Raw genomic sequence first — 22195 nt, 5'->3', positions numbered from 1 at the left:
TTTCCCGCCTCCGCTTTTCCGCCCGCGCCGGATGGTTTTCGGCAAACTGAGCCGCGCGAAAACAGCGCGATTTTGAGCGGCTGCGCATTGGTGGCACGAAGGCGCTTTGTCTGGCAAGCGTTTCGCTTGAAACGCCCGGCGCGACGGGCGCGGGGAGGGAAGCCGCGGCGCCCATCCGATTAATTCCTGTTCGTCGCATGGACGCTGAGGCGTTTTTTTAACCGCTTCCATCCGTTTAAAACGGACACTCGTTACGGATAGAGCGGGTGTCGCAACAGCGGGAAACGGTGGACCGCCCACCTTCCCGACAAGTTGACCCGGAGCGAGCCGACAATAAATCTTCAGGAATGGCAGAAATCGACGAATCATTCCCGGCTCGAACGTGAGTATTTTCCGAACCTACCCACGCATCTTGTTTCAGGCCTAGTTTTAAAAGCCAAGTTTAGGTAGGGCGCTGCAAGCACCCAACCGTTTAAGTTACGCAATAGCGGTATCTGATATTGGTTGGGAATTTGGGAGAGCGACGCGAGATATCGCCTGGGCGCATAGGTTGGGCGCACGACCGCCTGCTGCGACGCCGAGGATCGCGGATTGAGAACTCCAAGGGCGTCGTTTCAATTTTCGAGCCGTCCTGCCTGGAAAATCGGCGGGTTTCCCCGGAAGACGGCGCGTCCTCAATTGCACGAAATTGGATAGATGCATGCAGTTCAAAATACTGAAGACCATATTCGCATCGGCGATCGTCGGATTGGCGGGACTCTGGCTGCTCAGCCTTGAGCCGGGCGCGCTCACGGGGGACTTCTGGGCAATGCGCAAAACCCTGGTCTACGGCACGGGTGTGCTGGCGTTGGGCCTGATGTCCGTTGGCGTGATTCTGGCGGCCCGTCCGGCCTGGTTTGAAACTCCGCTGGGCGGCCTCGACAAGTTCTATCGCTTGCACAAATGGCTGGGTATCTCAGCGCTGGGATTCGCAATCGCGCATTGGGTGCTGCGCAAGGGACCGTCATGGATCACCGATCTGAGCCTGTTCGTCATTCCGCCGAAGCCGCCCAAGGCGGAGGAAGTGGCGACCGGTTTCGACCTGTTTCGCTATTTGAAAGAACCTGCCGTCGAGATCGGCGAATGGGCGTTCTACCTGATGGTCGGTCTGGTCGGACTCGCGCTGTGGAAGCGTTTTCCGTACAAATACTTTTTCAAGACGCATCGCCTCATGCCGCTGGTCTACCTGCTATTGGTGTTTCACGCCTTTATTTTGATGGACCGGAATTATTGGACCAGGCCGCTCGGTCCCGTGCTGGCGCTGCTGCTAACGGCGGGAACGGTAGCTGCGGTGATTGCGCTGTTTCGAAAAATTGGCAGTTCGCGTCAGGCCTCGGGAGCCATTGCGACGCTGTTGCTGTATGACGGCAATCAGGCGCTCGAGGTCGGGGTTCGGCTCAAAACGGCCTGGCGCGGACACGATGCCGGCCAGTTTGCATTCGTGAATTTCGACGATGTCGAGAATGCGCATCCCTTCACCATCTCCTCGGCCTGGCAAAATGACGGGCTGCTCACGTTTACCATCAAGGGGCTCGGCGACTACACCCGAACCCTGGCGAGCAGCCTGCATCTGGGGCAGGGCGTCGTGGTCGAAGGTCCCTATGGCCGGTTCAATTTTCACGGCGCCGGCGATCGGCAAATCTGGATCGGCGGCGGGGTCGGCGTCACGCCATTCATCGCTCGTCTCAGGGACCTCGCCGCAATTGGCCGGTCATATCCGGTGGACATGTTCTATGCAACCAATGCGCCGGACTTGGCCTTCATCGCCCCGATCCGGCAACTGGCCGAACAAGCGGGAATCGCATTTCATCTGGTGGACGGATCGAATGGCGGACGTCTAACTTTGCAAAGCCTCGTCGCTGCGGCGCCGGATTGGAAACAGGCCGACGTCTGGTTTTGCGGCCCGCGCGGTTTTGGCGAGGCGATCCGCGGCGCGATGGTTGCGCAGGGGCTGCCGACATCCCGTTTCCACCAGGAACTGTTCGAGATGCGATAACGGACAGTCGATCGGGAAGGCATCTGATCCCTCGATCCCCCCAAGTCCAAATGTTGCGAGTGTCGGCGTCAACTGGACCGGCAGTTCCAAGATTTGTGCTGTCCAAATAGGTTCCGGCTACCTTGTCCCGGGCTCAGCGCCAGAGGCTGGCGATCTTGCCGCCGAGAGTCGCGGCGGCCTGTGCGCCCGTGCCGACGACCGCCTGGCCCCAACTCGCCGCAGCGTCGCGCAGCCCGGCGAAACGTCCGCTGATTTCCGCCGCCTCGGCCAGCGGAAAGCTTACGATTTTCTGGCTTTCGGGCGTCGTCGCCGTCGCAGCGGCGGCAGCGCTCGCCGCTGCGACGGGGGCGGGTTTTGCCGGCGAATCCGGGCGGCGCGCTGGTCGGACGTCCGGCGCCGCGACTCTCAATGCGACCGCGACGGGCTGCGGCTCCGGCTGGCGGCCCGCGTCGGCGATCGGTTGAAACCGGCTCAGACTTTGCAGGGCCGCCAATTGCTCGGGATAATAGCTGTAGACCGGCAGCGCCGCCGGCGCCGCCCGCATTTCGACGCGCGGCGACGCGGCGGGTTTTTCGGGCTCTGGCTCCGGGCGGAACCCCGGCAGGCCGGCGAGGGCGAAAACCGCCCCGATGCAAAAAGTCCCGGCGACGACGATGCGCGCGGCGGACGAAAGCGGAAAAAGGCTCGACTGGCGACTCATGCGCGATGACCCTCGGGCGGTTTGGTTTTACGGGCGCACTGGTTGTCGCCGCAGCTATAGCGGCGGATATTGCATTTTGGAGCGCGCATTGCGGCTAAAGCGCGACGGCAATCCGGTGTTCTCGTGACGGCGGTTTTGCGCCGGCATGTCGCCCGGCCGTGCGGCGCCAGCGGTTCACGACTTGTTCAGACTGGGCGGACCAATCTGCGTCATGGCCAAAGTTCTGGTGAAACTTTTGCGGGTCGGCCTTTGCGGGTTTTTCATCCTCGGCGCGGAGATCGCCGGGGCGGACGGTTTTCGCTTCGGCGGCTGGGGGCCGCATTTCGGCGGGCCCTATTTCGGGGTTCCACGCTATGACGGTCCGCGCTTTGACGGTCCGCGCGCTTACGATGTCGAGCCAGATCCCGCCGGGCCGCCGCCCATTGAGCCTTTCAGCGGCATGGACCCGGGCCCGCCGGGTCCTCGCCTGTGTTATTCGAGGGCCGAGACGCGCGAGCGGGTGGTCGCCGAGAATTTGCGGGAGCCTTTCGCCCTGATGCGCAAGGCGGCGGCCTATGCCCATGCCGAGGCGCTGTCGGGCCGGCTGTGCCGCCGCGGCGAGCTCGATATTTACGAAATCACCCTGCTGCGGCCCGATGGCCGGGTGATCCGCCTGTTGATGAACGCCGCGACCGGAGCGGTCGTCGGCGGGCCCGACGCCCGTTGAAATCCACTTTCCCGAAAGGGCAAAAACTTGCGCCTGCTTGTGATCGAAGACGACAGGGACCTCAACCGCCAGCTTGTCGCCGCGCTGGAGGCGGCGGGCTATGCCGTCGATGCGGCGACGGATGGCGAGGACGGACATTTTCTTGGCGACACCGAGCCCTATGACGCGGTGGTGCTCGACATCGGCCTGCCGAAACTCGACGGCATTTCGGTGCTGACCGCGTGGCGCAAGGCCGGGCGGACCATGCCGGTGCTGATCTTGACGGCGCGCGACGGCTGGAGCGAAAAGGTGCAGGGCTTTGACGCCGGCGCCGACGATTACGTGCCCAAGCCCTTCCATCTGGAGGAGGTGCTGGCGCGATTGCGGGCGCTGTTGCGCCGCTCGACCGGCCACGCCACCAACGAACTGGTCTGCGGTCCGGTGGCGCTCGACACCAAATCGGGCCGCGTGCTGGTCTCGGGCGCGGCGATCAAGCTGACCTCGCATGAATATCGCCTGCTCGCCTATCTGATGCACCATGCGGGACGCGTGGTGTCGCGCGGCGAAATCGTCGAACATCTCTACGATCAGGATTTCGACCGCGACTCCAACACCATCGAGGTATTCATCGGCCGCCTGCGCAAAAAGCTCGGCGTCGATGTGCTGCAGACGGTGCGCGGCCTCGGCTACGTCATCGAGCCGGGCGGCGCTTTGGGCCGCGCGCCGGCGGGCAAATGAACTGGCGGCTCGGCTCGACCTCGATCGCGACGCGGCTGTTCTGGTCCTCGGCGCTGGCCTGCATCGTGGTCTTGACCTTCGCGGGGCTGGTGCTGTCGGCGCTCTACCGCCAGACGGCGGAAGCGGCGCTCGACGACCAGCTCGGCGTCTATCTGCGCGCGCTCGTCGCCGACATCACCGCTCCGCGCGACGACCAGCTGGCCGATCCCGGTCAGATGGGCGAGCCGCAATTCGAACTGCCGCTTTCGGGCTGGTACTGGCAGATCACCCGGCTCGATGTCGAACCGCCGCAGATCCGCTCCTCGCGCTCGCTGTTCGCCTCGCGCCTGCCGCGCCTGAGCGATACGCAAGTTGAATCGGCGCAGGCCGAACCGGCGCCCGGCGACGCGGAGCAAAATATCCGGCGGCGCGGCGAAGTCATGGGGCCGGAGAAAAAACCGCTGCGGATGCTGGAGCGCATCATAGACGCCGGCGACCAGGGCCGCTATCTGGTGCAGGTCGCGGCGACGACGCAATCGGTGGACGGTCAGGTCGGGCAATTCGAGCTCGACCTCGGCGTGACTTTTCTGGCGCTGGCGCTGCTGCTGGTGGCGGCGATGGCGCTTCAGGCGCGCTACGGCCTGCGTCCGCTAAGGAGTTTGCGCCGGGACGTGATCGCGGTGCGGCGCGGGCAGGCCGAAAACATCGCCGGCGTCTTTCCGCTCGAAATCGCGCCTCTGGCCGACGAACTCAATCTGCTGATCGCCGCCAATCGCGAAATCGTCGAGCGGGCGCGCATTCAGGTCGGCAATCTCGCCCATGCGCTGAAAACTCCGCTCAGCGTCATCGTCAACGAGACCGATGGCGACGATTCAGGCCTGGCGCGCAAAATCGGCGAACAGGCTGAACTGATGCGCGGGCAATTATCCTTTCATCTCGACCGCGCCCGCGCCGCGTCGCGGGCGGGCGCCATCGGCGCTTCCGCCGATCCGTCGCCGGCGCTGGCCGCCCTGGCGCGCGCCTTCGCCAAAATCTATCCCGCCATCGACCTTGCCGTGGATTGCCCCGAAAACGTGAGCTTTCTCGGCGAGCGGCAGGATTTCGACGATATGGCCGGGAATCTGATCGACAACGCCTGCAAATGGGCGCGCTCCGAAGTGCGGGTTTTGGTCGAAATCCCGCCGATGGGCGCACGCGACCGGGCGTTTTTTTGCGCCACGATCGATGACGACGGCCCCGGACTGACGGTGGCGCAGCGCGCGGAGGCGCTGCGGCGCGGCCGGCGGCTCGACGAGAGCAAGCCGGGCTCGGGCCTTGGCCTGTCGATTGTCGCCGATCTGGCCTCGGCCTATGGCGGGCGGCTGGAACTCGGCGATTCGCCGCTCGGCGGCCTGCGCGCGACATTGGTTCTGCCGGCGGCGCTGCAGCAATGACCGCGGATTTGGGGTGGCCGAGGACGCAAGCAGCGCAATGGTTAAGAAATTAAATGAACTTAAACAGTTGTTTAACGCTGCTGTGGCCGCAAATTTAATGTTTTCAACGCTCTGTGCGAACCGTGCCTGTTGATTTCGGGTCAACGGCTATATACGCTCCGGCGTGGGAGCGCGGCGAAAGTAAGAACGTCAATTGCGCTCCGGTCGCCATGGAGGCCGAAAAATGTTTTCTCAATCTAATTTAGTACGAGGTCGGGTTGTCGCCTTGGGGCTGTTTATTGCCTTTGCAGGCGACGTTTCGGCGCAGGCGTCGACATTCGATCTTTCGGCGGACTTCAGCTACACAAGCAATCCGAACGGGGCATGGTCGTTTGTTTACGCCGGCTCGCCACTGTCCAATGTCGGCGCGCCCCTGAGCAACGGCAATTCAGGAATACCGACGATCGGCTCTGGCGGATATTATAGCTCCGGCAATAATTTAGACCAGAATACGCCAGACGTCATCAAGTCGGTCGTCGACGGGCCCTCCGCCAGCGGAGCGCAAGGGACTTACACGCTGGGGGATTTCAAGAAGGGCGACGTGATCGTTCATTCGCCAAGCGATGGTTTGCCGGTCGAAATAATCTGGACGGCCCCCTCGAACGGGACGATCAGCTTTACCACCGACCTCTGGTACGCGCACACGTTGACGGGCGGTTTGGTAATCCAGCGCACGAATGTCGACAGCGTCTCGCTTGGAGGAACCGTTCTTGGATCGGCTGATGTCGGCTACCTTTCCAATACAGATCGATCGTCTCCCTGGACCGTAACGAAAAATAGCCTTTCCGTCACGGCGGGCGAACAACTCATCGTTTCGCTGCAGAAAGCCCCCGGTGAAAACTATGGAACATTGAACGGCGTCGCTATTTCCGGAACGTTCAATGCGGCGGGCGGCGTGCCCGAAACCTCGACCTGGGCCATGATGCTGATGGGCTTCGCTGGTGCAGGTCTCGCCGCGTATCGTCGCAACAAAACCGTACGCTTCCCCGCCTGATCGTTTTCTGGTCGCAGACTTTTGAAAGGTCGCCGCGAGGCGGCCTTTAGTTTTTTGATCGCCTATTCTTTTTTTTTGAAAAGACCTCACCTTGTTGGGAAAACACTCCAGGTGGGCGCCGGGCGCGCCTTGTCCGGCGCCGTCAATTTCCATCCGAAACAAAGGCGGCGAGGATTTCCTCGCGCAGCGGGCCGTCGCCCACGGCGCGCGCGACCACCACTGCGCCGATCAGGCTGGCCAGCCTCCTGATCGCCTCCGCCCGTCCGGCAGCGGCGCCTTCGGTTGCGTCGAATCGCTCGATGAGCCGTTCGGCGCCCTCGGCGAAGGCCGGCGCGAGCGCCCCGGCAAGCCGGCCGGCGTCCGCGCCGAAGGCGGCTACCGGGCAGCCGAGTTCGGGATGTTCGACGTGAGCCAATGAAAGATATTCGGCGCAATAGGCTTTCTGCGCGGCCTGTAGTCCCTCAATCTTCTCGCGCTCGTCGAACCGCGCGACAATTTCCTCGAACGCGGCGCGCGCGGCAAGGTCGGACAATTCGACCTTCGAGGCGAAATGCTTGTAAAAACCGCCATGGGTCATGCCGGCGGCCTGCATGACGTCGGCCACGCTGGTTCCGTCAACCCCGCGCGAGCGAAGCATCCGCGAGGCGGCGTTGACGATGCGGCTTCGGCTCTGCGCGGCCGCTTCCCTTGATTTTCTCATGATCGACCTCCGACGCCAACATAGATGACGATTGACATCCACGCAAATAGATGTTGAATGACATCTAAATGGAGGAGGTCACCCATGAACCAACACGTCCCAACCAAACAAAACGTCCCCGCTGCACAGAGCGCGCTTTGCGCCGCCTATGGCCCCTGGGCCGTCGTCACCGGCGCTTCCGACGGGATCGGCCGCGCCTTCGCGATCGAATTGGCGCGGCAGGGGTTCTCGCTGGTGTTGGTCGCCCGTCGCGGCGCCGCCCTTGACGATCTGGCGGATGAGGTAAAGCGCCGCTTCGGCGTCAAGGCGCTTGCGCTGGTCGCCGACCTCGCTTCGTTTGCGCAGACGGCCCGGCTCGACAGCGAGACCAGAGATATCGACGTTGGGCTGATCGTGCTGGCGGCCGGCTATGGCGGCAGCGGACCCTTTGTTGACGCATCCCAACAGGCCGAACTCGGGATGATCGACCTGAATTGTCGCGCGCTGGCGCAATCGGCGCAGGATTTCTCGCGCCGTTTCGTGGCCCGGGGCCGCGGCGCGCTGGTCTTGATGAGTTCCCTCGTCGCCTTTCAGGGCGTGCCGAGGGCGGCCAATTACGCGGCGACCAAGGCCTATGTCCAGACCCTGGCCGAAGGGCTTGCCGTCGAGTTGAAAGGCAGCGGCGTCGATGTGCTGGCCTCGGCGCCCGGTCCGGTCGTCAGCGGTTTCGGGGCGCGTTCGGGAATGAAAATCGCCAGCGGCCAGACTCCCGAAGAAGTCGCGCGCGGAACGCTGCGCGCGCTCGGTCGCCGGACGACGGTCAGGCCCGGTTTCCTCGCCAAGGCGCTCGAAGCGTCGCTCTCCCTTCTGCCCCGCTATTTCCGCGTGCGGGTGATGGCGAAAGTGATGGCGGGCATGACCGGAGCCTGAAGCCCCGGCCTTTCAAGGAGAGCACGATAATGCCCGTGAAAACGTCGATGGCGGATGAGGCTTTGCGCCCAGAAATTTCCGCGCAACAACTCCTCGATCTGGCGCGCGCCTGCGGCGCCGACGACGCCGGCCTCGTTTCGATCGACCATCCCGCGATGGACGAGGAACGGCCGCATGTCTTGAGCGCTTTTCCGTCAACGCGCACCCTGCTCGCGCTGGTCAAGCGCATGAATCGCGAACCGGTGCGCTCGCCCGCGCGCTCGGTCGCCAATCTCGAATTTCATTCGACGGGGCGCGAGGTCGATGAAATCGCCCGCCGCATTGTCGGCAGGCTCGAAGACAGCGGCGTCCGCGCCTTGAATCCGGCGATGGCCTTTCCGATGGAGACCGAACGCTTTCCCCGGCGCGGCTGGGTCGTGTCGCACAAGCGCGTCGCGGAGGCGGCCGGCCTCGGGAAAATGGGCGTCCATCGCAGCCTGATCCATCCGAAATTCGGCAGCTTCGTGTTGCTCGGCTGCGTGCTGATCGGCGAGGAGGTCGAGACCCACGGCCAACCGCTCGACTTCAATCCCTGTTTCGAATGCAAGCTCTGCGTCGCGGCCTGCCCGGTGGGCGCCCTCAAGCCCGACGGCTATTTCGATTTCTCCGCCTGCCTTACCCATAATTACCAGCAGTTCATGGGCGGCTTCGTCAATTTCGTGGAAGATGTCGCCGACGCGCGCTCGGCGCGGGACTTTCGCAACAGGCAGAGTTACGCCGAAACCGTCACGCGCTGGCAGAGTCTGGCTTACGGGCCGAATTACAACGCCGCCTATTGCATTGCCGTTTGCCCCGCCGGCGACGACGTCATCGGTCCCTATCTGCAGGACAAGGGCCGCCATCTCAGGGAAATCGTCGATCCGCTCAAGCAAAAGCAGGAAACCGTTTTCGTCGGCAAGGGAACGGATGCGGCCGACCATGTCGCCCGGCGCTTTCCGCACAAAACCATTCGCTGGGTCAGGTCGGGGGCGCGCGCCACGTCAATCCGCGATTTCCTCGCGGGGGCGCCCTTGAGCTTCCAGCCGGGCAAGGCGGGCAGGCTCGACGCCGTCTATCACTTCGTCTTCACGGGCCCGCAGGCCTGCGAAGCGACGATGACCATCCGCAAAGGCCGTCTCGAAGTGTGGGATGGCCTGCATGGCCAGGCCAATTTGAAAATAACCGCCGACGGAAGGTCATGGGTGCGCTTCGTCAACAAGGAGACTTCGCTCTTTCGCGTCCTAATCGCGCGCGCCGTCAAGCTCAAGGGGCCGCCGCAACTCCTGGCGTCGTTCGGCAAATGTTTTCCGGGCTGAGACCGCGTGCCGCCGGATTACGGCGACGCCGATCGAAAACGAAGCGCGGGCGCCGGCTTTCCCCCCGACAGGACGCGACCCGAAAAACACACCGGTTAAAATTCGTCATCATCGTCTTTTACGGCGCGGCGCCGGACGCTAGACTATGTCCAGATGCGCGCCCGCCGCGCAAAGCCGTTATCTGGAGGTCTTGCCGTGTTTTCTGTGGCGCGCGCCGGGTTCGCCCTAGCTGTTCTCGCGACCTTGTCGGGTTGCGCTTCGACGCCGGCCGCGACGACCAACGCCGCCGCCGCCGTTCCTCCTCCTCCGCCGCCGCCTTATGTCGGCCTCGCCGAGGGCGCGCTCGGGTCGAGCCTCGCGCCCGGCGCCCGCAGCGCCGCCAACAACGCCGAACTGGCGGCGCTGGCCAGCGGCGAGCGCAAGACCTGGCGCGGCGATGACGGCTCCTACGGCTATGTCGCGCCGGCGGCGGGCGGCGGCGATTGCCGCGACTTCACCCATACGGTCTATGTCAACGGCCGTCCGCAGGTCGGCAGCGGCAAGGCCTGCCGCGTCGGCGAGGGCTGGAAGCTCAGCGGCTGAAAGGTCGCGCCCGCGATTGGATATTGATCCGGGGATCCCTATATAGAGGCGGTCGCGGGACAGACTCGCGCATAGCTCCACCCCATTTCGCTGCTTGAATCGCGTAACGGCGCAAGAGGGCCAGGCGAAGGGGAAACTCGCGCCGGCCCGCCGAACCTTGCCCTTCCAACCATTTCGGACAGGAATTTTCATGCGTATTCGCATTGGCTTCGACATGACTTACGAGGCGCCGGCGGACTCGCCGATGATCTGCCTGCTCAACGTGCACCAGCGCCAGTCCGCGCAGCTCGAACAGCCGGATTATCTGCGCACCGAACCGGTCGTGCCGCTGCACACCTATATCGACGGGTTCGGCAATCTCTGCACGAGGCTGGTCGCGCCGGCCGGCCTGATCCGCATCACCTCCGACTCGGTCTTTCACGCCAACCGCGCCTATGATCCGGTCAATTCGAGCGCCATCCAGCACGAAGTGGCGGACCTGCCGCCGGACACGCTGGAATTCCTGCTCCCCAGCCGCTATTGCGAAAGCGACCTGCTGTCCGGCGAGGCCTGGAAGCTGTTCGGCAGCATCTCGCCGGGCTGGGCGCGGGTCCAGGCGGTTTGCGACTTCGTCCACAATCATATCCATTTTGACTATCAACAGGCCGACCCGAGCCGCACCGCCGGGCAGACCTATGCGCAGGCCATCGGCGTCTGCCGCGACTATACCCATCTCGCTGTCGCCTTGACGCGCGGGCTCAACATCCCCGCGCGCTATTGCAGCGGCTACATCAGCGACGTCGGCCTGCCCAAGCCCTATGCCGATCAGGATTTCTGCGCCTGGATGGAGGTTTTCCTCGGCGGCCGCTGGTGGGTTTTCGACCCGCGCAATAATGCCCCGCGCATGGGCCGCATCCTGATGTCGCAGGGCCGCGACGCCGCCGACGTGCCGCTGGTGCATTTCTTCGGGCGGAATTACATCAGCAGCTTCCGGGTCTGGGTGGACGAGTTGCCGGACTGACGCAGGCTTGGCCATAGCTGAGCGTGTCGCCACGCCGTCCCTTTGACCCGCACAAATCCCCTCACCTTGAGGAGCCTGTTTTGGCAGGCGTCTCGAAGGGTGAGGGACTCGTTAGCCGCACCGTTTCATCGGCGGCTTCTCCCGGCATCTTCGGCGGCCCATGGTTCGAGACAGGCTCCGTTGGGCGTCTCGCGCCGCCCAACGGAGCCTTCCTCACCATGAGGGGCTGGTGGGCAGAAATCGTGGCTTAAAGTCCGCTTCAAAAACCGGGGTCCGCCAAAGTACGGCCGGAAAGCGAAAGGCCCTACAGCGTCAGCAGCGAGCGGATCGCTTTCAGCTCCGCCTTGCGCGCCGCGCTGACCTCCGGAAAGGCCAGCTTGAGCGAAGCCATCTTGTCCAGCACGATATGCGACACGATCAGCCGCGTCGAGTATTTGTCATCGGCGGGCACGATGAACCAGGGCGCGGCTTCGGTGCTGGTGGCCGACAGGCAGAGCTGGTAGGCGGCCTGGTACTGGTCCCAGTAACCGCGCTCGACGATGTCGGCCTGCGAAAATTTCCAGTTCTTTTCCGGCTCGTCGATGCGGGCGAGGAAGCGCTTGCGCTGCTCCTCCTTCGAGAGGTGGAGGAAGAATTTCAGCACATGCACATTATTGGCGTTTAGGTGGCGCTCGACGCCGCGAATGGAACGGTAGCGCTCCGCCCAGAAAGCGTCCGCGTCCTTGCCGGGGTCGAGCCCCTCGGCTTGCAGCAGTTCCGGATGCACCCGCACGATCAGCACGTCTTCGTAATAGGAGCGGTTGAAAATGCCGATCTGGCCGCGTTCCGGCAGAACCCGCATCGAACGCCAGAGAAATTCATGGTCGAGTTCCGCGCCGCCGGGATGTTTAAAGCTCGTGACCTGGCAGCCCTGCGGATTGACTCCCGACATGACATGGCGGATGACGCCGTCCTTGCCCGCCGCGTCCATCGCCTGAAAGATCAAAAGCAGCGCATGGCGATTGCCGGCATAGAGCTTTTGCTGCGCGTCGCTCAGGGCCGCGACCCGCTCGGCGAGCCGCGCGCGATAATCGTCCTTCGAGTCATAGACGGGATCGATGAGCGTCGGCCATTTGGCGAGATCGACGTTCCGGTCTTCGCCGACGCGAAATTTCTTGATGTCGAACAGCGGCTTGTCCTTGGCCATCGTTTTTTCCACCTTACGGAATCAATACCGCGGCTCCATCGAAGGCGCCTGCGCGCAGGTCGGCAAGCGCCGCATTGGCCTGAAGGAGCGGATAAAGCCTTGTCGTGGTCTTCACGCCGAGCTGCGGCGCCAGCCTTAAAAATTCGATGCCGTCGCGGCGGGTCAGATTGGCGACCGAGACGATCTGGCGCTCCTCCCACAGCAACGCGTAAGGAAAGCTTGGAATGTCGCTCATGTGAATGCCGGCGCAGACCACCGCGCCGCCCTTGCGCAGGGATTTCAGCGCTGGCGGGACCAGCGCGCCGACCGGAGCGAAAAGTATCGCCGCGTCGAGTTTTTCCGGCGCCGCCTCGTCCGAGCCGCCGGCCCAGACCGCGCCCATTTTCCGCGCGAAATCCTGCGTGGTCCGGTCGCCCGGCTGGGTGAAGGCGAAAACCTCATGGCCCTGCTTGACCGCGACCTGGGCCAGAATATGCGCGGCGGCGCCAAAACCATAGAGGCCGAGCCGCTCCAGCCTGCCGGCGCTGCGGCCGGCGATCTTGAACGCCCGCCAGCCGATCAGACCGGCGCAGAGCAGAGGCGCCAGCGACGCATCCTCGCCCGCTTCGCCGAGCGGAAAGGCGAAGCGCGCGTCGGCGACGACGAGGTCGGCATAGCCGCCGTCGCGGGTGAACCCCGTGAATTGCGGCGCGTCGCAGAGGTTTTCGTGGCCGCTCGCGCAATAGGCGCATTTCCGGCAGGTATGGCCGAGCCAGGGAACGCCGACCCGCTCGCCGATGTCGAAGCCGCTGACGCCCTCGCCGATCCGGTCGACGCGCCCGACGATTTCATGGCCGGGGACGATGGGCAAGCGCGGATGGGGCAATTCGCCGTCCACCACATGGAGATCGGTGCGGCAGACGCCGCAGGCGGCGATCTTTATACGGATTTCGCCGGGGCCGGGGAACGGATCGGGCCGCTCGATCCATTCGAGCGGCGCGCCGATACGGTTCAAAACCATGGCATGCATGAGGGGCGACTCCCGAACCCGATGAGTTTCGACCCGGCGGCGGCGCCAAGTCAACCGGCTGCGGCGCCAAGTCAAATCGAAGCGGCGTCAGCCGGATTTCACCCCAAAATCCAGGCGAAAACGCTGCTGGAGGCGACGCCGATGGCGAACAGACCCCATTCGAGCAGGCCCCAGAAGGTGACGATCTCGCGCGAATCGGCGGCCGGCTGGCCCGGCGAGGCGGCGAGCAGGCGATTGTTGAGCGGCACGACGATGAAAAATGAATAGGGCCAGGTCGCCAGCGCGATCAGCGCGCCGACCAGCCAGCGAATGTCGCTCCCCTGCGCAAAGGCCGCGAGGGCGGCGAGCGCCGACAACAGCGCCAGCCCGCCGATCAGGGCGAAGCCGCGCCGGTCGCTCGGCGCCCATTCGCGCATCATCGACGAATCGTCGAGGGCGAGGCGGGCCGGCTGCTCGACGAGATTGAGATAAAGCGCGGCGCCGGCGAAAGCCGACGAGAAAACCAGAGCGAGCAAACCAGGGAGCATGGACGGGTTTCCGATTTTTTTCGCGCGCGCCGATGCTTTTTCAGGATCAACGCGCATCTTGTTTTCGGCGCGATGCGTAGAAATCGGTCATAGCTCTTTTGCCGGGCGACCGGAAGCCTTTTCACGGCAGGGCGGAGGCGGCGGGTTTCGACCTTAACCCTCTGTTCAGCGTGTCGATGGCATGATCCGTGCTTGGAGTCGATGACGAAAAGATCGCCGGACGGCGATCGAGAAAATGCAACACGCGGCGAGGGGCGGACAAAGGGGCAGGGCGGGTTGGCGACAATCCGGCCGATACGGATCAACATGTTTCGAAAGGACGTCCCATGCCGATCACCCGCTGCGCCTATTGCAAGCTGCCGACGCGCATCCATTTCGCCTGGTGTCAGGAAAGCGGCGTCAAGGGCGAAATGCCCCAGGCGGCGTTGCGCCCCGGAAGCATCGTTCGCGAAATGCGCGAACTGGCCTGGTGCAAGCCGGCCCATGCGGTGAAAAGCCAGCGCTGATCGGCAGGAACGGCAGACGCGACGGCGTTGCAATGCGCGCGTTTTCGGTCCAGTACAGGTTCTCCTGTCATTCCCTGTCGTTTCCGACTCACAAGATTTGAAATGGCCAGCGCGACGGGCGTCGACGCCCCCTCTCCCGTCATCGGGGCAGGGGGCCGGCGTCCGGTATTTGCCAAGGCTTCTGGACCTTGCGGGCTGGACCGGCGCCGAAAAAGCGATCAAAAATTCCATGAAGCGCGCCCTGCCTGTCACCCGCGAAGACAATTTTCCCGAATGGTATCAGGCGGTGGTCGATCAGGCCGATCTCGCCGAAACCTCGCCGGTGCGCGGCTGCATGATCATCAAGCCCTGGGGCTGGGGAATCTGGGAGCTGGTGCAGGCATCGCTCGACGCCGACATCAAGCGCACCGGCCATGAAAACTGCTATTTCCCGCTGTTCATCCCGCTCGGCTTCATCGCCCAGGAGGCGAGCCATGTCGAAGGCTTCGCCAAGGAAATGGCCGTCGTCACCCATCACCGGCTCAAGGTGGTGGACGGCAAGCTGGTGGTCGATCCGGCCTCGGAACTCGAAGAGCCGCTGGTGGTGCGCCCGACTTCCGAAACCATCATCGGCGACGCGTTCCGGCGCTGGGTCAGCTCCTATCGCGACCTGCCGATTTTGATCAATCAATGGGCCAATGTCGTGCGCTGGGAAATGCGCACCCGGATGTTCCTGCGCACCACCGAATTTCTGTGGCAGGAGGGCCATACCGCCCATGCCACGCGAGAAGACGCGCTCGAAGAAACCCTGAAAATGCTCGAAGTCTATCGCGCGCTCGCAGAAGACGTCCTGGCCATGCCGGTGGTGGTCGGCGAAAAGCCGGAAAGCGAGCGTTTCCCCGGCGCCGAAGCGACTTTTTCGATCGAGGCGATGATGCAGGACGGCAAGGCGCTGCAAGCCGGCACCTCGCATTATCTTGGAACCAATTTCGCTCGCGCGCAGAACATTCGCTACCAGTCGGCGGCCGGCGACCTCGAATTCTGCCACACCACCAGCTGGGGCGTCTCGACCCGGCTGATCGGCGGCGTCATCATGACCCACGGCGACGACGACGGCTTGCGGCTGCCGCCGCGCATCGCGCCCAAACAGGTGGTCATCGTTCCGATGCTGCGCGAAAAGCCGGAAGACGCGGAAGTTCTGGCCTATTGCGAAAGGCTTGAGGCGGAAATCGGCAAGCTTTCGGCTTTCGGCCAGCCCTTGCGGGTAAAACTCGACAACAAGCCGGCCCGCTCCGCCAACAAGCGCTGGGACTGGGTGCGGCGCGGCGCGCCGATCCTGCTCGAAGTCGGCCCGCGCGACATGGCGTCCGATCAAGTCACCCTGATTCGCCGCGATAAATTGCGCGACGGCGATAAAATCGTCTCGCAGGGGATTCTGCGCAGCGGTTTTCTGGAGCGGGCGCCTGATCTGCTGGCGGAAATTCAGGCCAATCTCTATGCCGAGGCCAAGGCCCGGCTCGACGGCAATATCCGCTCGGATTTTGAGGATTTCGAGGCCATTGCTGCTTATTTCGGCGCGGCTGCGGAGGATGACGAGGCGAGATCCAGTTTCCGGGGCTGGGCGCGCGCGCCCTGGGCGCGTCCGACTGGCGGCGAACTGGAAGCCGTCGAGGCGCGGCTGAAGGCGCTCAAACTGACGTTGCGCAACGTCCCCACCGGCCGGCAGGCGCCCCTGGACGCAGCCTGCGTCTTCACCGGACGCCCGGCGGTCGAGGAAATTCTGATCGCCCGAGCCTATTGAAATTGAGGGTTCACTTCCCTCCTGGGGTTAAAACAAAAAGGTTTGGAACTTCAGGTCTGGTCGATAGCGACGCAACCGTTCCGCTGCTTCGAGCTTAGCCAAAATGATCGGCTGTTCCCGCGCCGTTTGGTCCTGTGAGCGATTGTCATAATGCCGGCGTTTGTCATAAAAGATTCATGAAACTGTCATGTTGGGGGCGACGATGCTCGGCTGGCTTCAGGCATTGATGCCGAAAGAGGAACGGTTTTTCGACCTGTTCGAGCGTCATGCGGCGATATCGCTGGAGGCGGCGCGGAGTTTGCGGGCCGTACTGGATGGAGGCGACGGCGTTCGGGCGCTCTGCGCGGAGGTCGGCAAAAAGGAGGACGAAGCGGATGTGGTGGCGCGCGAGGTGCTGCTGGCGCTTCGGCGCAGCTTTATCACGCCGTTCGATCGCGGCGACATTCACGCCTTGATCACCGACATGGACGACGCCATCGACCAGATGCGCCAGACCGTGAAGGCGATCAGCCTATTCGATGTCGCGGTTTTCGAGCCGAACATGGTGAAAATCGGGGATCTGATCGTGGAATCGGCGCAAAGCGCGCTGGAGGCCATGCCTCTGCTGCGCGCCATCAACACCCATGCGGCGCAGCTCAATAGCGCCCAAGAGAAGATCGCCCGTCTGGAGGAAGAGTCTGACCAGCTTTATATGCAAGGTTTGAAAGAATTATATCACAAACATAAAGACAATCAGCCAATGGCCTACATCGTCGGATCGGAAATTTTCGGCCATCTGGAAAAAGTCGTCGATTGTTTCGAGGATCTCGGCAGTCGAGTGAGCGGCATTCTTCTCGAACATATGTAAGGCTCGGGCATGGATGGCGCCTCCTTCATTCTCGTCGCGCTGATCGCGGTCGCGCTGCTGTTCGATTTCCTGAACGGCCTGCACGATGCCGCCAATTCCATCGCCACGATTGTTTCGACCCGCGTCCTGCGGCCGCAATATGCCGTGATGTGGGCGGCTTTTTTCAATTTCGTCGCCTTCGCCGTCTTCGGGCTCCATGTCGCCAACACCGTCGGCGCCGGCATTGTCGACAAGAGCCTCGTCGACGACCGGCTGATTTTCGGCGCCCTGACCGGCGGGATCGTCTGGAATGTTGTCACCTGGCTGCTGGGCATTCCATCATCCAGCTCCCATGCGCTGATCGGCGGGCTGGTCGGGGCGGGGCTCGCCAAATCCGGGCCGTCGGCCATCGTCTGGAGCGGCCTCGGCAAGACCGGCGCGGCCATCGTGCTGTCGCCGGCTCTGGGCTTTTTCCTCGCCCTGCTGCTGGTGCTGGCGGTGTCCTGGGCCTGCGTGCGCTCCACGCCGGTCGCCGTCGACCAGACCTTCCGGCTGCTGCAATTCGTTTCCGCCTCGGCCTATTCGCTCGGCCATGGCGGCAATGACGCGCAGAAAACCATGGGCGTCATCGCCGTGCTGCTTTACGCCCACGGGGCGGGCGGCGAATTCCATGTGCCGCTCTGGGTGGTGCTGTCGTGCCAGTCGGCGATGGCGCTCGGCACATTGTTCGGCGGCTGGCGCATCGTCCACACCATGGGGTCGAAAATCACCCGGCTGTCGCCGATGCAGGGGTTTTGCGCCGAAACCGCCGGCGCGCTGACGCTGTTTCTGGCGACCGGACTCGGCGTTCCGGTATCCACCACCCACACCATCACCGGAGCCATCGTCGGTGTCGGCGCGGCGCGGCGGGTCTCGGCGGTGCGCTGGAACGTGGCGCAGAATATCGTCGTTGCGTGGGTTTTGACCATGCCGGCGGCGGGCCTGATCGCGGCCCTGGCCTATGCGGCTTCCGGGTGGCTGGCATGAGGCGCGCCAAACCGGCGAAACCGGCGAAGGCCCCGAAAAAGGCCAAAAAAACCCGCCATGCCGCGCCCTCCCGGCCCGCCGCGCCGAAACGGCTGCAAGTCGCCGCCTTGCCCTGGCGCGATCTCGATAGGCTGGAGATCATGCTGGTTTCCTCGCGCGAGACCCGGCGCTGGATCATTCCCAAGGGATGGCCGATGGCCGGACGCAGCGGTTCCGCCGCCGCAGCGATCGAGGCCATCGAGGAGGCAGGCCTGCTTGGGGTCATTTCGCCCGAGCCGATTGGTTCATACATCTACGCCAAGCGTTTTTCGCGCAAGGTCGAATCCTGCCGGGTCGAGGTCTATGCGCTGCGTGTCACGCGCCAGCGAGAAACATGGCCGGAAAAGCACGAACGCGAAACCCGATGGTTTCCCGCCGCCGAGGCGATGGAGGCGGTTTCCGACCCGGAACTGGCCGAGTTGATCGCCGGATTCATCCGCTCGCATCGGGCGTGACGTAGCGCACATGGACGCGGGCCGCGCGATTGTGTATGGCGTCGGGCAACCCTGATTGATTTTGCCCGAATAAGATCGGCGCGGAAAAATCGCCAGCCTCAAGAGACCGCCATGCCGCAGCTTCGCTCCCGCACTTCCACCCATGGCCGCAACATGGCCGGCGCGCGCGGCCTGTGGCGCGCCACCGGCATGAAGGACGGCGATTTCGGCAAGCCCATCATCGCCGTGGCCAACAGCTTCACGCAATTTGTGCCCGGCCACGTCCATCTCAAGGACCTCGGCCAGCTGGTGGCGCGCGAGATCGAGGCGGCGGGCGGCGTCGCCAAGGAATTCAACACCATCGCGGTCGATGACGGCATCGCCATGGGCCATGCCGGCATGCTCTACAGCCTGCCCTCGCGCGAAATCATCGCCGACAGCGTCGAATACATGGCCAACGCCCATTGCGCCGACGCCCTCGTCTGCATTTCCAATTGCGACAAGATCACGCCGGGCATGTTGATGGCCGCGCTGCGCCTGAATATTCCGGCGGTGTTCGTCTCCGGCGGGCCGATGGAGGCAGGCAAGGTGACCGTCGGCGGCAAGACCCGCGCCGTCGATCTGATCGACGCCATGGTCGCCGCCGCCGACGCGAAAACCAGCGACGAGGAGGTCGCCGCGATGGAGCGCTCGGCCTGCCCGACCTGCGGCTCCTGTTCCGGCATGTTCACCGCCAATTCGATGAATTGCCTGACCGAGGCGCTCGGCCTGTCGCTGCCCGGCAATGGAACCATCGTTGCTACCCATTCCGACCGCCGGGAATTGTTCCTCAACGCCGGGCGGACCATCGTCGAACTGTGCCGCCGCTACTACGAGCACGACGACGAAAGCGTGCTGCCGCGCCAGATCGCGTCTTTCAAGGCTTTCGAGAACGCGATGGCGCTCGACATCGCCATGGGCGGCTCGACCAATACGGTGCTGCATCTGCTCGCCGCCGCCTTCGAGGCGGGCATAAAATTCGAAATGGCCGATATCGACCGGCTGTCGCGCCGGGTGCCGGTGCTGTGCAAGGTCGCGCCTTCCGTTCCCGATGTGCATGTCGAGGACGTGCATCGCGCCGGCGGCGTTTTCGGCATTTTGGGCGAACTCGACCGCGCCGGCCTGCTCAACCGCGACGTCCGTTCGATTCACGCCGGCAGTCTCGATGTGGCGCTGAAAAAATGGGACCTCAAGCGCAACGACTGTATCGGGCTCAACACCTTCTTTCGCGCCTCGCCCGGCGGCGTGCCAACGCAAGAAGCCTTTTCCCAGTCGCGCCGTTACGAGGCGGTGGACGACGACCGCGCTACCGGCGTCATCCGCAGCGTCGAACACGCCTTCTCGCAGGATGGCGGCCTCGCGGTGCTTTGTGGCAATCTGGCGGAGGAAGGCGCCATCGTCAAAACCGCCGGCGTCGACGCCAGCGTGCTCAAATTCGCCGGCCCGGCCGTTGTCTTCGAGAGCCAGGAGGCGTCGGTCGAGGCCATTCTGGCCGGCAAGGTTGTTGCCGGACAAGTGGTGGTGATCCGCTACGAGGGGCCGCGCGGCGGTCCGGGAATGCAGGAAATGCTCTATCCGACCAGCTATCTCAAGAGCATGGGCCTTGGAAAGGCCTGCGCCCTGATCACCGACGGCCGTTTTTCGGGCGGTACTTCCGGGCTTTCCATCGGCCATGTGTCGCCGGAAGCCGGGGAGGGCGGTCTGATCGGTCTGGTCGAAAACGGCGATCAAATCGAGATCGACATCCCGGAGCGCAAGTTGCGCCTCGATGTTCCGGAGGAGGAAATCGCGCGTCGCCGCGCCGTCATGGAGGCCAGAGGCGCGGACGCCTGGAAGCCGGTGGGCCGTGTGCGGCCGCTCAGCACGGCGCTGCGCGCCTATGCCGCCATGACCACGAGCGCCGCCCGGGGCGCCGTGCGCGTCGTTCCGTAACGGCTCGCCTTCGACCTGCCGGACAAGTCTGCGTCGCAGCTTATCGGGAGGTGGGGCTTTGCCCGTTTTCAAGGCATGGCGCCCTCATGTTCGACAAAGTGCTAACTCACTTCGTAGCGCATGCTAGGCTAGAGATGAGAAGGTGAGCGCTTTCAGGCTAAGGTTTTTCCGCGTCAAGGCGGGACGCCCTTCGGGCGAAACAAGCCAACTGGAAGAGGCTCGGGAATAAGGGAGGGGCCGCAAATGGCTGTCAGTTCATTAGAAATCGAAAAAAATCCGAAATTCAAGGAACTCGTCGCCACGCGTAAAACGCTTGGCTGGACTCTGTCGCTGGTGATGCTGTTCATCTATTTCGGCTTCATCCTGCTTGTCGCTTTCAACAAGGCCTTTCTCGCCACGCCGATTTCGGGCGAAGGCGTCACCACGGTCGGCATTCCGATCGGCATCGCCGTCATCGTCTCGGCCTTCCTCCTGACCGGCTTTTATGTCGTCCGGGCCAACGCCCGCTACGACGAACTCACCCGTCAGATTGTAGAGGAGAGCAAGTGATGTCGCGTTGCAAATTCACCCTCTCCGCGGCGGTCCTCGCCGCGCTTTCCGCCCCGGTCCTTTGTTCCGGGGCTTTCGCCGACGCCATTTCCGGGAAGGTCGTTCAGCAGGAGACCAACTGGACCGCGATCGGCATGTTCGTCGCCTTCGTCGGTCTGACGCTGGGCATCACCTACTGGGCGGCCAAGAGGACCCGTTCGGCGGCGCAGTTCTACACCGCCGGCGGCGGCATCACCGGCTTCCAGAACGGCCTCGCCATCGCGGGCGACTATATGTCGGCGGCGTCCTTCCTCGGCATTTCCGGCCTCGTCTACCTGAACGGCTATGACGGCCTGGTCTATTCGGTGGGCTGGCTGGTCGGCTGGCCGATCGTCACCTTCCTGATCGCGGAGCCGCTGCGCAACCTCGGCAAGTTCACCTTCGCCGACGTGGCCTCGTTCCGCTTCGAGCAGACGCCGATCCGCATCCTCGCCGCCTGCGGCACGCTGGTCACCGTCGCCTTCTATCTGATCGCCCAGATGGTCGGAGCCGGCGCCCTGATCCAGCTGCTGTTCGGTCTGCCCTACATGTACGCGGTGATCGGCGTCGGCGCGCTGATGATCATCTATGTGACCTTCGGCGGCATGGTGGCGACGACCTGGGTGCAGATCATCAAGGCCTGCCTGCTGCTTGCCGGCGCGAGCTTCATGGCCTTCGCGGTGCTCGCCAAGTTCGGATTCAGCCCTCCGGCCCTGTTCGCCGAGGCGGTCAAGGTTCATCCCAAACATCTGGCGATCATGTCGCCCGGTTCGCTGATCACCGATCCGCTGTCGGCGATCTCGCTGGGTCTGGCGCTGATGTTCGGCACCGCCGGCCTGCCGCATATCCTGATGCGCTTCTTCACCGTTGCCGACGCCAAGGCGGCGCGCAAGTCGGTGTTCTACGCGACCGGGTTCATCGGCTATTTCTACATCCTGACCTTCATCATCGGCTTCGGCGCGATCGTGCTGGTCTCGACCAATCCGAATTTCCTCTCCGATGTGGCCAAGGGTCTCACCGGCATCCGGGGCGGTTCGAACATGGCGGCGATTCATCTCGCCGACGCGGTCGGCGGCAATCTGTTCCTCGGCTTCATTTCGGCGGTGGCCTTCGCCACGATCCTCGCGGTCGTGTCGGGTCTGACGCTGGCGGGCGCCTCGGCGATCAGCCACGACCTCTACGCCACCGTGGTCAAG

Annotated in this window: 22 protein-coding genes; 17 read left to right on the top strand and 5 right to left on the bottom strand. The window is 63.7% G+C overall.

The genetic code is table 11. The annotated features are described in order from the left end of the window. Positions 1–700 precede the first annotated feature (700 nt). Positions 701–2035 (top strand): ferric reductase-like transmembrane domain-containing protein, encoded by a 1335-nt coding sequence (locus tag QZY01_RS19610; protein WP_294540552.1) that lies wholly within the window; start codon positions 701–703, stop codon positions 2033–2035. A 133-nt stretch (positions 2036–2168) separates the two neighbouring features. On the opposite strand, the gene QZY01_RS19605 is transcribed toward QZY01_RS19610, so the two are convergent. Then, complete coding sequence (locus QZY01_RS19605) at positions 2169–2735, bottom strand: hypothetical protein (RefSeq protein ID WP_294540550.1); 567 nt, start codon at positions 2733–2735, stop codon at positions 2169–2171. Between the two features lie 211 nt (positions 2736–2946). Here QZY01_RS19605 and QZY01_RS19600 point away from each other — a divergent pair, with 211 nt between their 5' ends. The 4 genes from QZY01_RS19600 to QZY01_RS19585 all read left to right on the top strand — a co-directional run bounded on the left by QZY01_RS19600 (position 2947) and on the right by QZY01_RS19585 (position 6603). Continuing rightward, positions 2947–3441: a hypothetical protein gene (locus QZY01_RS19600; protein ID WP_294540548.1), complete on the top strand. Its 495-nt coding sequence runs from the start codon at positions 2947–2949 to the stop codon at positions 3439–3441. Between the two features lie 27 nt (positions 3442–3468). Further along, positions 3469–4158: a response regulator transcription factor gene (locus QZY01_RS19595; protein ID WP_294540546.1), complete on the top strand. Its 690-nt coding sequence runs from the start codon at positions 3469–3471 to the stop codon at positions 4156–4158. Next, positions 4155–5570 carry an ATP-binding protein gene (locus tag QZY01_RS19590; RefSeq protein WP_294540544.1) on the top strand — a complete coding sequence of 472 codons (1416 nt, stop codon included), beginning with the start codon at positions 4155–4157 and terminating at the stop codon, positions 5568–5570. The genes QZY01_RS19595 and QZY01_RS19590 overlap by 4 nt, the downstream gene beginning before the upstream one ends. Positions 5571–5793: 223 nt before the next feature. Next, on the top strand, positions 5794–6603 hold the full coding sequence (locus QZY01_RS19585) for a hypothetical protein (protein ID WP_294540542.1): 810 nt from the start codon (positions 5794–5796) through the stop codon (positions 6601–6603). Between the two features lie 142 nt (positions 6604–6745). Here QZY01_RS19585 and QZY01_RS19580 read toward each other — a convergent pair whose 3' ends face one another. Continuing rightward, entirely contained in the window at positions 6746–7303 is a 558-nt protein-coding gene (locus QZY01_RS19580) for a TetR family transcriptional regulator (RefSeq protein ID WP_294540540.1), read from the bottom strand. 84 nt (positions 7304–7387) lie between these two features. Here QZY01_RS19580 and QZY01_RS19575 point away from each other — a divergent pair, with 84 nt between their 5' ends. The 4 genes from QZY01_RS19575 (at position 7388) to QZY01_RS19560 (ending at position 11128) form a co-directional block, all read left to right on the top strand. After that, the gene (locus tag QZY01_RS19575) at positions 7388–8212 is read left to right on the top strand and encodes an SDR family NAD(P)-dependent oxidoreductase (RefSeq protein ID WP_294540538.1); all 825 of its coding nucleotides are present in this window, start codon (positions 7388–7390) and stop codon (positions 8210–8212) included. Between the two features lie 29 nt (positions 8213–8241). Beyond that, complete coding sequence (locus QZY01_RS19570; protein WP_294540536.1) at positions 8242–9546, top strand: SCP2 sterol-binding domain-containing protein; 1305 nt, start codon at positions 8242–8244, stop codon at positions 9544–9546. 195 nt (positions 9547–9741) lie between these two features. Then, the gene (locus QZY01_RS19565; RefSeq protein ID WP_294540534.1) at positions 9742–10128 is read left to right on the top strand and encodes a hypothetical protein; all 387 of its coding nucleotides are present in this window, start codon (positions 9742–9744) and stop codon (positions 10126–10128) included. A 190-nt stretch (positions 10129–10318) separates the two neighbouring features. Next, entirely contained in the window at positions 10319–11128 is an 810-nt protein-coding gene (locus tag QZY01_RS19560) for a transglutaminase family protein (RefSeq protein WP_294540532.1), read from the top strand. Positions 11129–11432: 304 nt separating this feature from the next. Here the strand turns inward: QZY01_RS19560 and QZY01_RS19555 are convergent, their stop codons facing one another. The 3 genes from QZY01_RS19555 to QZY01_RS19545 all read right to left on the bottom strand — a co-directional run bounded on the left by QZY01_RS19555 (position 11433) and on the right by QZY01_RS19545 (position 13850). Continuing rightward, positions 11433–12314, bottom strand: coding sequence for an ADP-polyphosphate phosphotransferase (locus QZY01_RS19555; RefSeq protein ID WP_294540530.1), 882 nt, complete (start codon positions 12312–12314; stop codon positions 11433–11435). A gap of 13 nt (positions 12315–12327) precedes the next feature. Continuing rightward, positions 12328–13323, bottom strand: a complete 996-nt coding sequence (locus QZY01_RS19550; protein ID WP_294540528.1) for a zinc-dependent alcohol dehydrogenase family protein — start codon at positions 13321–13323, stop codon at positions 12328–12330. Between the two features lie 98 nt (positions 13324–13421). After that, positions 13422–13850 carry a DUF1772 domain-containing protein gene (locus QZY01_RS19545; RefSeq protein ID WP_294540526.1) on the bottom strand — a complete coding sequence of 143 codons (429 nt, stop codon included), beginning with the start codon at positions 13848–13850 and terminating at the stop codon, positions 13422–13424. 326 nt (positions 13851–14176) lie between these two features. On the opposite strand from QZY01_RS19545, the gene QZY01_RS19540 reads away from it, so the two are divergent. From QZY01_RS19540 to actP, 8 genes are all read left to right on the top strand, one after another. Continuing rightward, entirely contained in the window at positions 14177–14356 is a 180-nt protein-coding gene (locus tag QZY01_RS19540; RefSeq protein WP_294540524.1) for a hypothetical protein, read from the top strand. A 229-nt stretch (positions 14357–14585) separates the two neighbouring features. Next, entirely contained in the window at positions 14586–16136 is a 1551-nt protein-coding gene (proS, locus tag QZY01_RS19535; RefSeq protein WP_294540522.1) for a proline--tRNA ligase, read from the top strand. A 202-nt stretch (positions 16137–16338) separates the two neighbouring features. Continuing rightward, positions 16339–16983 (top strand): DUF47 domain-containing protein, encoded by a 645-nt coding sequence (locus tag QZY01_RS19530; RefSeq protein ID WP_294540651.1) that lies wholly within the window; start codon positions 16339–16341, stop codon positions 16981–16983. A 9-nt stretch (positions 16984–16992) separates the two neighbouring features. Further along, a complete protein-coding gene (locus tag QZY01_RS19525; protein ID WP_294540520.1) occupies positions 16993–17988 on the top strand; it encodes an inorganic phosphate transporter in 996 nt (331 codons plus the stop codon). Then, positions 17985–18482: an NUDIX hydrolase gene (locus tag QZY01_RS19520; RefSeq protein WP_294540518.1), complete on the top strand. Its 498-nt coding sequence runs from the start codon at positions 17985–17987 to the stop codon at positions 18480–18482. Before QZY01_RS19525 ends, QZY01_RS19520 begins: the two co-directional genes overlap by 4 nt. Positions 18483–18593: 111 nt before the next feature. Continuing rightward, positions 18594–20432, top strand: coding sequence for a dihydroxy-acid dehydratase (gene ilvD / locus QZY01_RS19515; protein ID WP_294540516.1), 1839 nt, complete (start codon positions 18594–18596; stop codon positions 20430–20432). Between the two features lie 243 nt (positions 20433–20675). Next, positions 20676–20981 (top strand): DUF485 domain-containing protein, encoded by a 306-nt coding sequence (locus QZY01_RS19510; protein WP_294540514.1) that lies wholly within the window; start codon positions 20676–20678, stop codon positions 20979–20981. Further along, a partial coding sequence (gene actP / locus QZY01_RS19505) for a cation acetate symporter (RefSeq protein ID WP_294540512.1) occupies positions 20981–22195 on the top strand: 1215 nt, incomplete at its 3' end. The genes QZY01_RS19510 and actP, both read left to right, overlap by 1 nt.

The organism is uncultured Rhodoblastus sp., assembly GCF_903903185.1.
GTDB lineage: Bacteria > Pseudomonadota > Alphaproteobacteria > Rhizobiales > Beijerinckiaceae > Rhodoblastus.
This window is presented reverse-complemented; position numbering and strand designations above follow the sequence as displayed.

Excerpts from the sequence above, each read along its gene's own strand:
- QZY01_RS19525 (WP_294540520.1), top strand. The coding sequence starts at position 16,993 with ATGGATGGCGCCTCCTTCATTCTCGTCGCGCTGATCGCGGTCGCGCTG.
- QZY01_RS19575 (WP_294540538.1), top strand. The coding sequence starts at position 7,388 with ATGAACCAACACGTCCCAACCAAACAAAACGTCCCCGCTGCACAGAGC.
- QZY01_RS19560 (WP_294540532.1), top strand. The coding sequence starts at position 10,319 with ATGCGTATTCGCATTGGCTTCGACATGACTTACGAGGCGCCGGCGGAC.
- QZY01_RS19555 (WP_294540530.1), bottom strand. The coding sequence starts at position 12,314 with ATGGCCAAGGACAAGCCGCTGTTCGACATCAAGAAATTTCGCGTCGGC.
- QZY01_RS19570 (WP_294540536.1), top strand. The coding sequence starts at position 8,242 with ATGCCCGTGAAAACGTCGATGGCGGATGAGGCTTTGCGCCCAGAAATT.
- QZY01_RS19510 (WP_294540514.1), top strand. The coding sequence starts at position 20,676 with ATGGCTGTCAGTTCATTAGAAATCGAAAAAAATCCGAAATTCAAGGAA.
- proS (WP_294540522.1), top strand. The coding sequence starts at position 14,586 with ATGAAGCGCGCCCTGCCTGTCACCCGCGAAGACAATTTTCCCGAATGG.
- QZY01_RS19520 (WP_294540518.1), top strand. The coding sequence starts at position 17,985 with ATGAGGCGCGCCAAACCGGCGAAACCGGCGAAGGCCCCGAAAAAGGCC.
- QZY01_RS19610 (WP_294540552.1), top strand. The coding sequence starts at position 701 with ATGCAGTTCAAAATACTGAAGACCATATTCGCATCGGCGATCGTCGGA.
- QZY01_RS19530 (WP_294540651.1), top strand. The coding sequence starts at position 16,339 with ATGCTCGGCTGGCTTCAGGCATTGATGCCGAAAGAGGAACGGTTTTTC.
- QZY01_RS19585 (WP_294540542.1), top strand. The coding sequence starts at position 5,794 with ATGTTTTCTCAATCTAATTTAGTACGAGGTCGGGTTGTCGCCTTGGGG.
- QZY01_RS19545 (WP_294540526.1), bottom strand. The coding sequence starts at position 13,850 with ATGCTCCCTGGTTTGCTCGCTCTGGTTTTCTCGTCGGCTTTCGCCGGC.
- QZY01_RS19580 (WP_294540540.1), bottom strand. The coding sequence starts at position 7,303 with ATGAGAAAATCAAGGGAAGCGGCCGCGCAGAGCCGAAGCCGCATCGTC.
- QZY01_RS19550 (WP_294540528.1), bottom strand. The coding sequence starts at position 13,323 with ATGCATGCCATGGTTTTGAACCGTATCGGCGCGCCGCTCGAATGGATC.
- QZY01_RS19540 (WP_294540524.1), top strand. The coding sequence starts at position 14,177 with ATGCCGATCACCCGCTGCGCCTATTGCAAGCTGCCGACGCGCATCCAT.
- QZY01_RS19590 (WP_294540544.1), top strand. The coding sequence starts at position 4,155 with ATGAACTGGCGGCTCGGCTCGACCTCGATCGCGACGCGGCTGTTCTGG.
- QZY01_RS19600 (WP_294540548.1), top strand. The coding sequence starts at position 2,947 with ATGGCCAAAGTTCTGGTGAAACTTTTGCGGGTCGGCCTTTGCGGGTTT.
- QZY01_RS19605 (WP_294540550.1), bottom strand. The coding sequence starts at position 2,735 with ATGAGTCGCCAGTCGAGCCTTTTTCCGCTTTCGTCCGCCGCGCGCATC.
- ilvD (WP_294540516.1), top strand. The coding sequence starts at position 18,594 with ATGCCGCAGCTTCGCTCCCGCACTTCCACCCATGGCCGCAACATGGCC.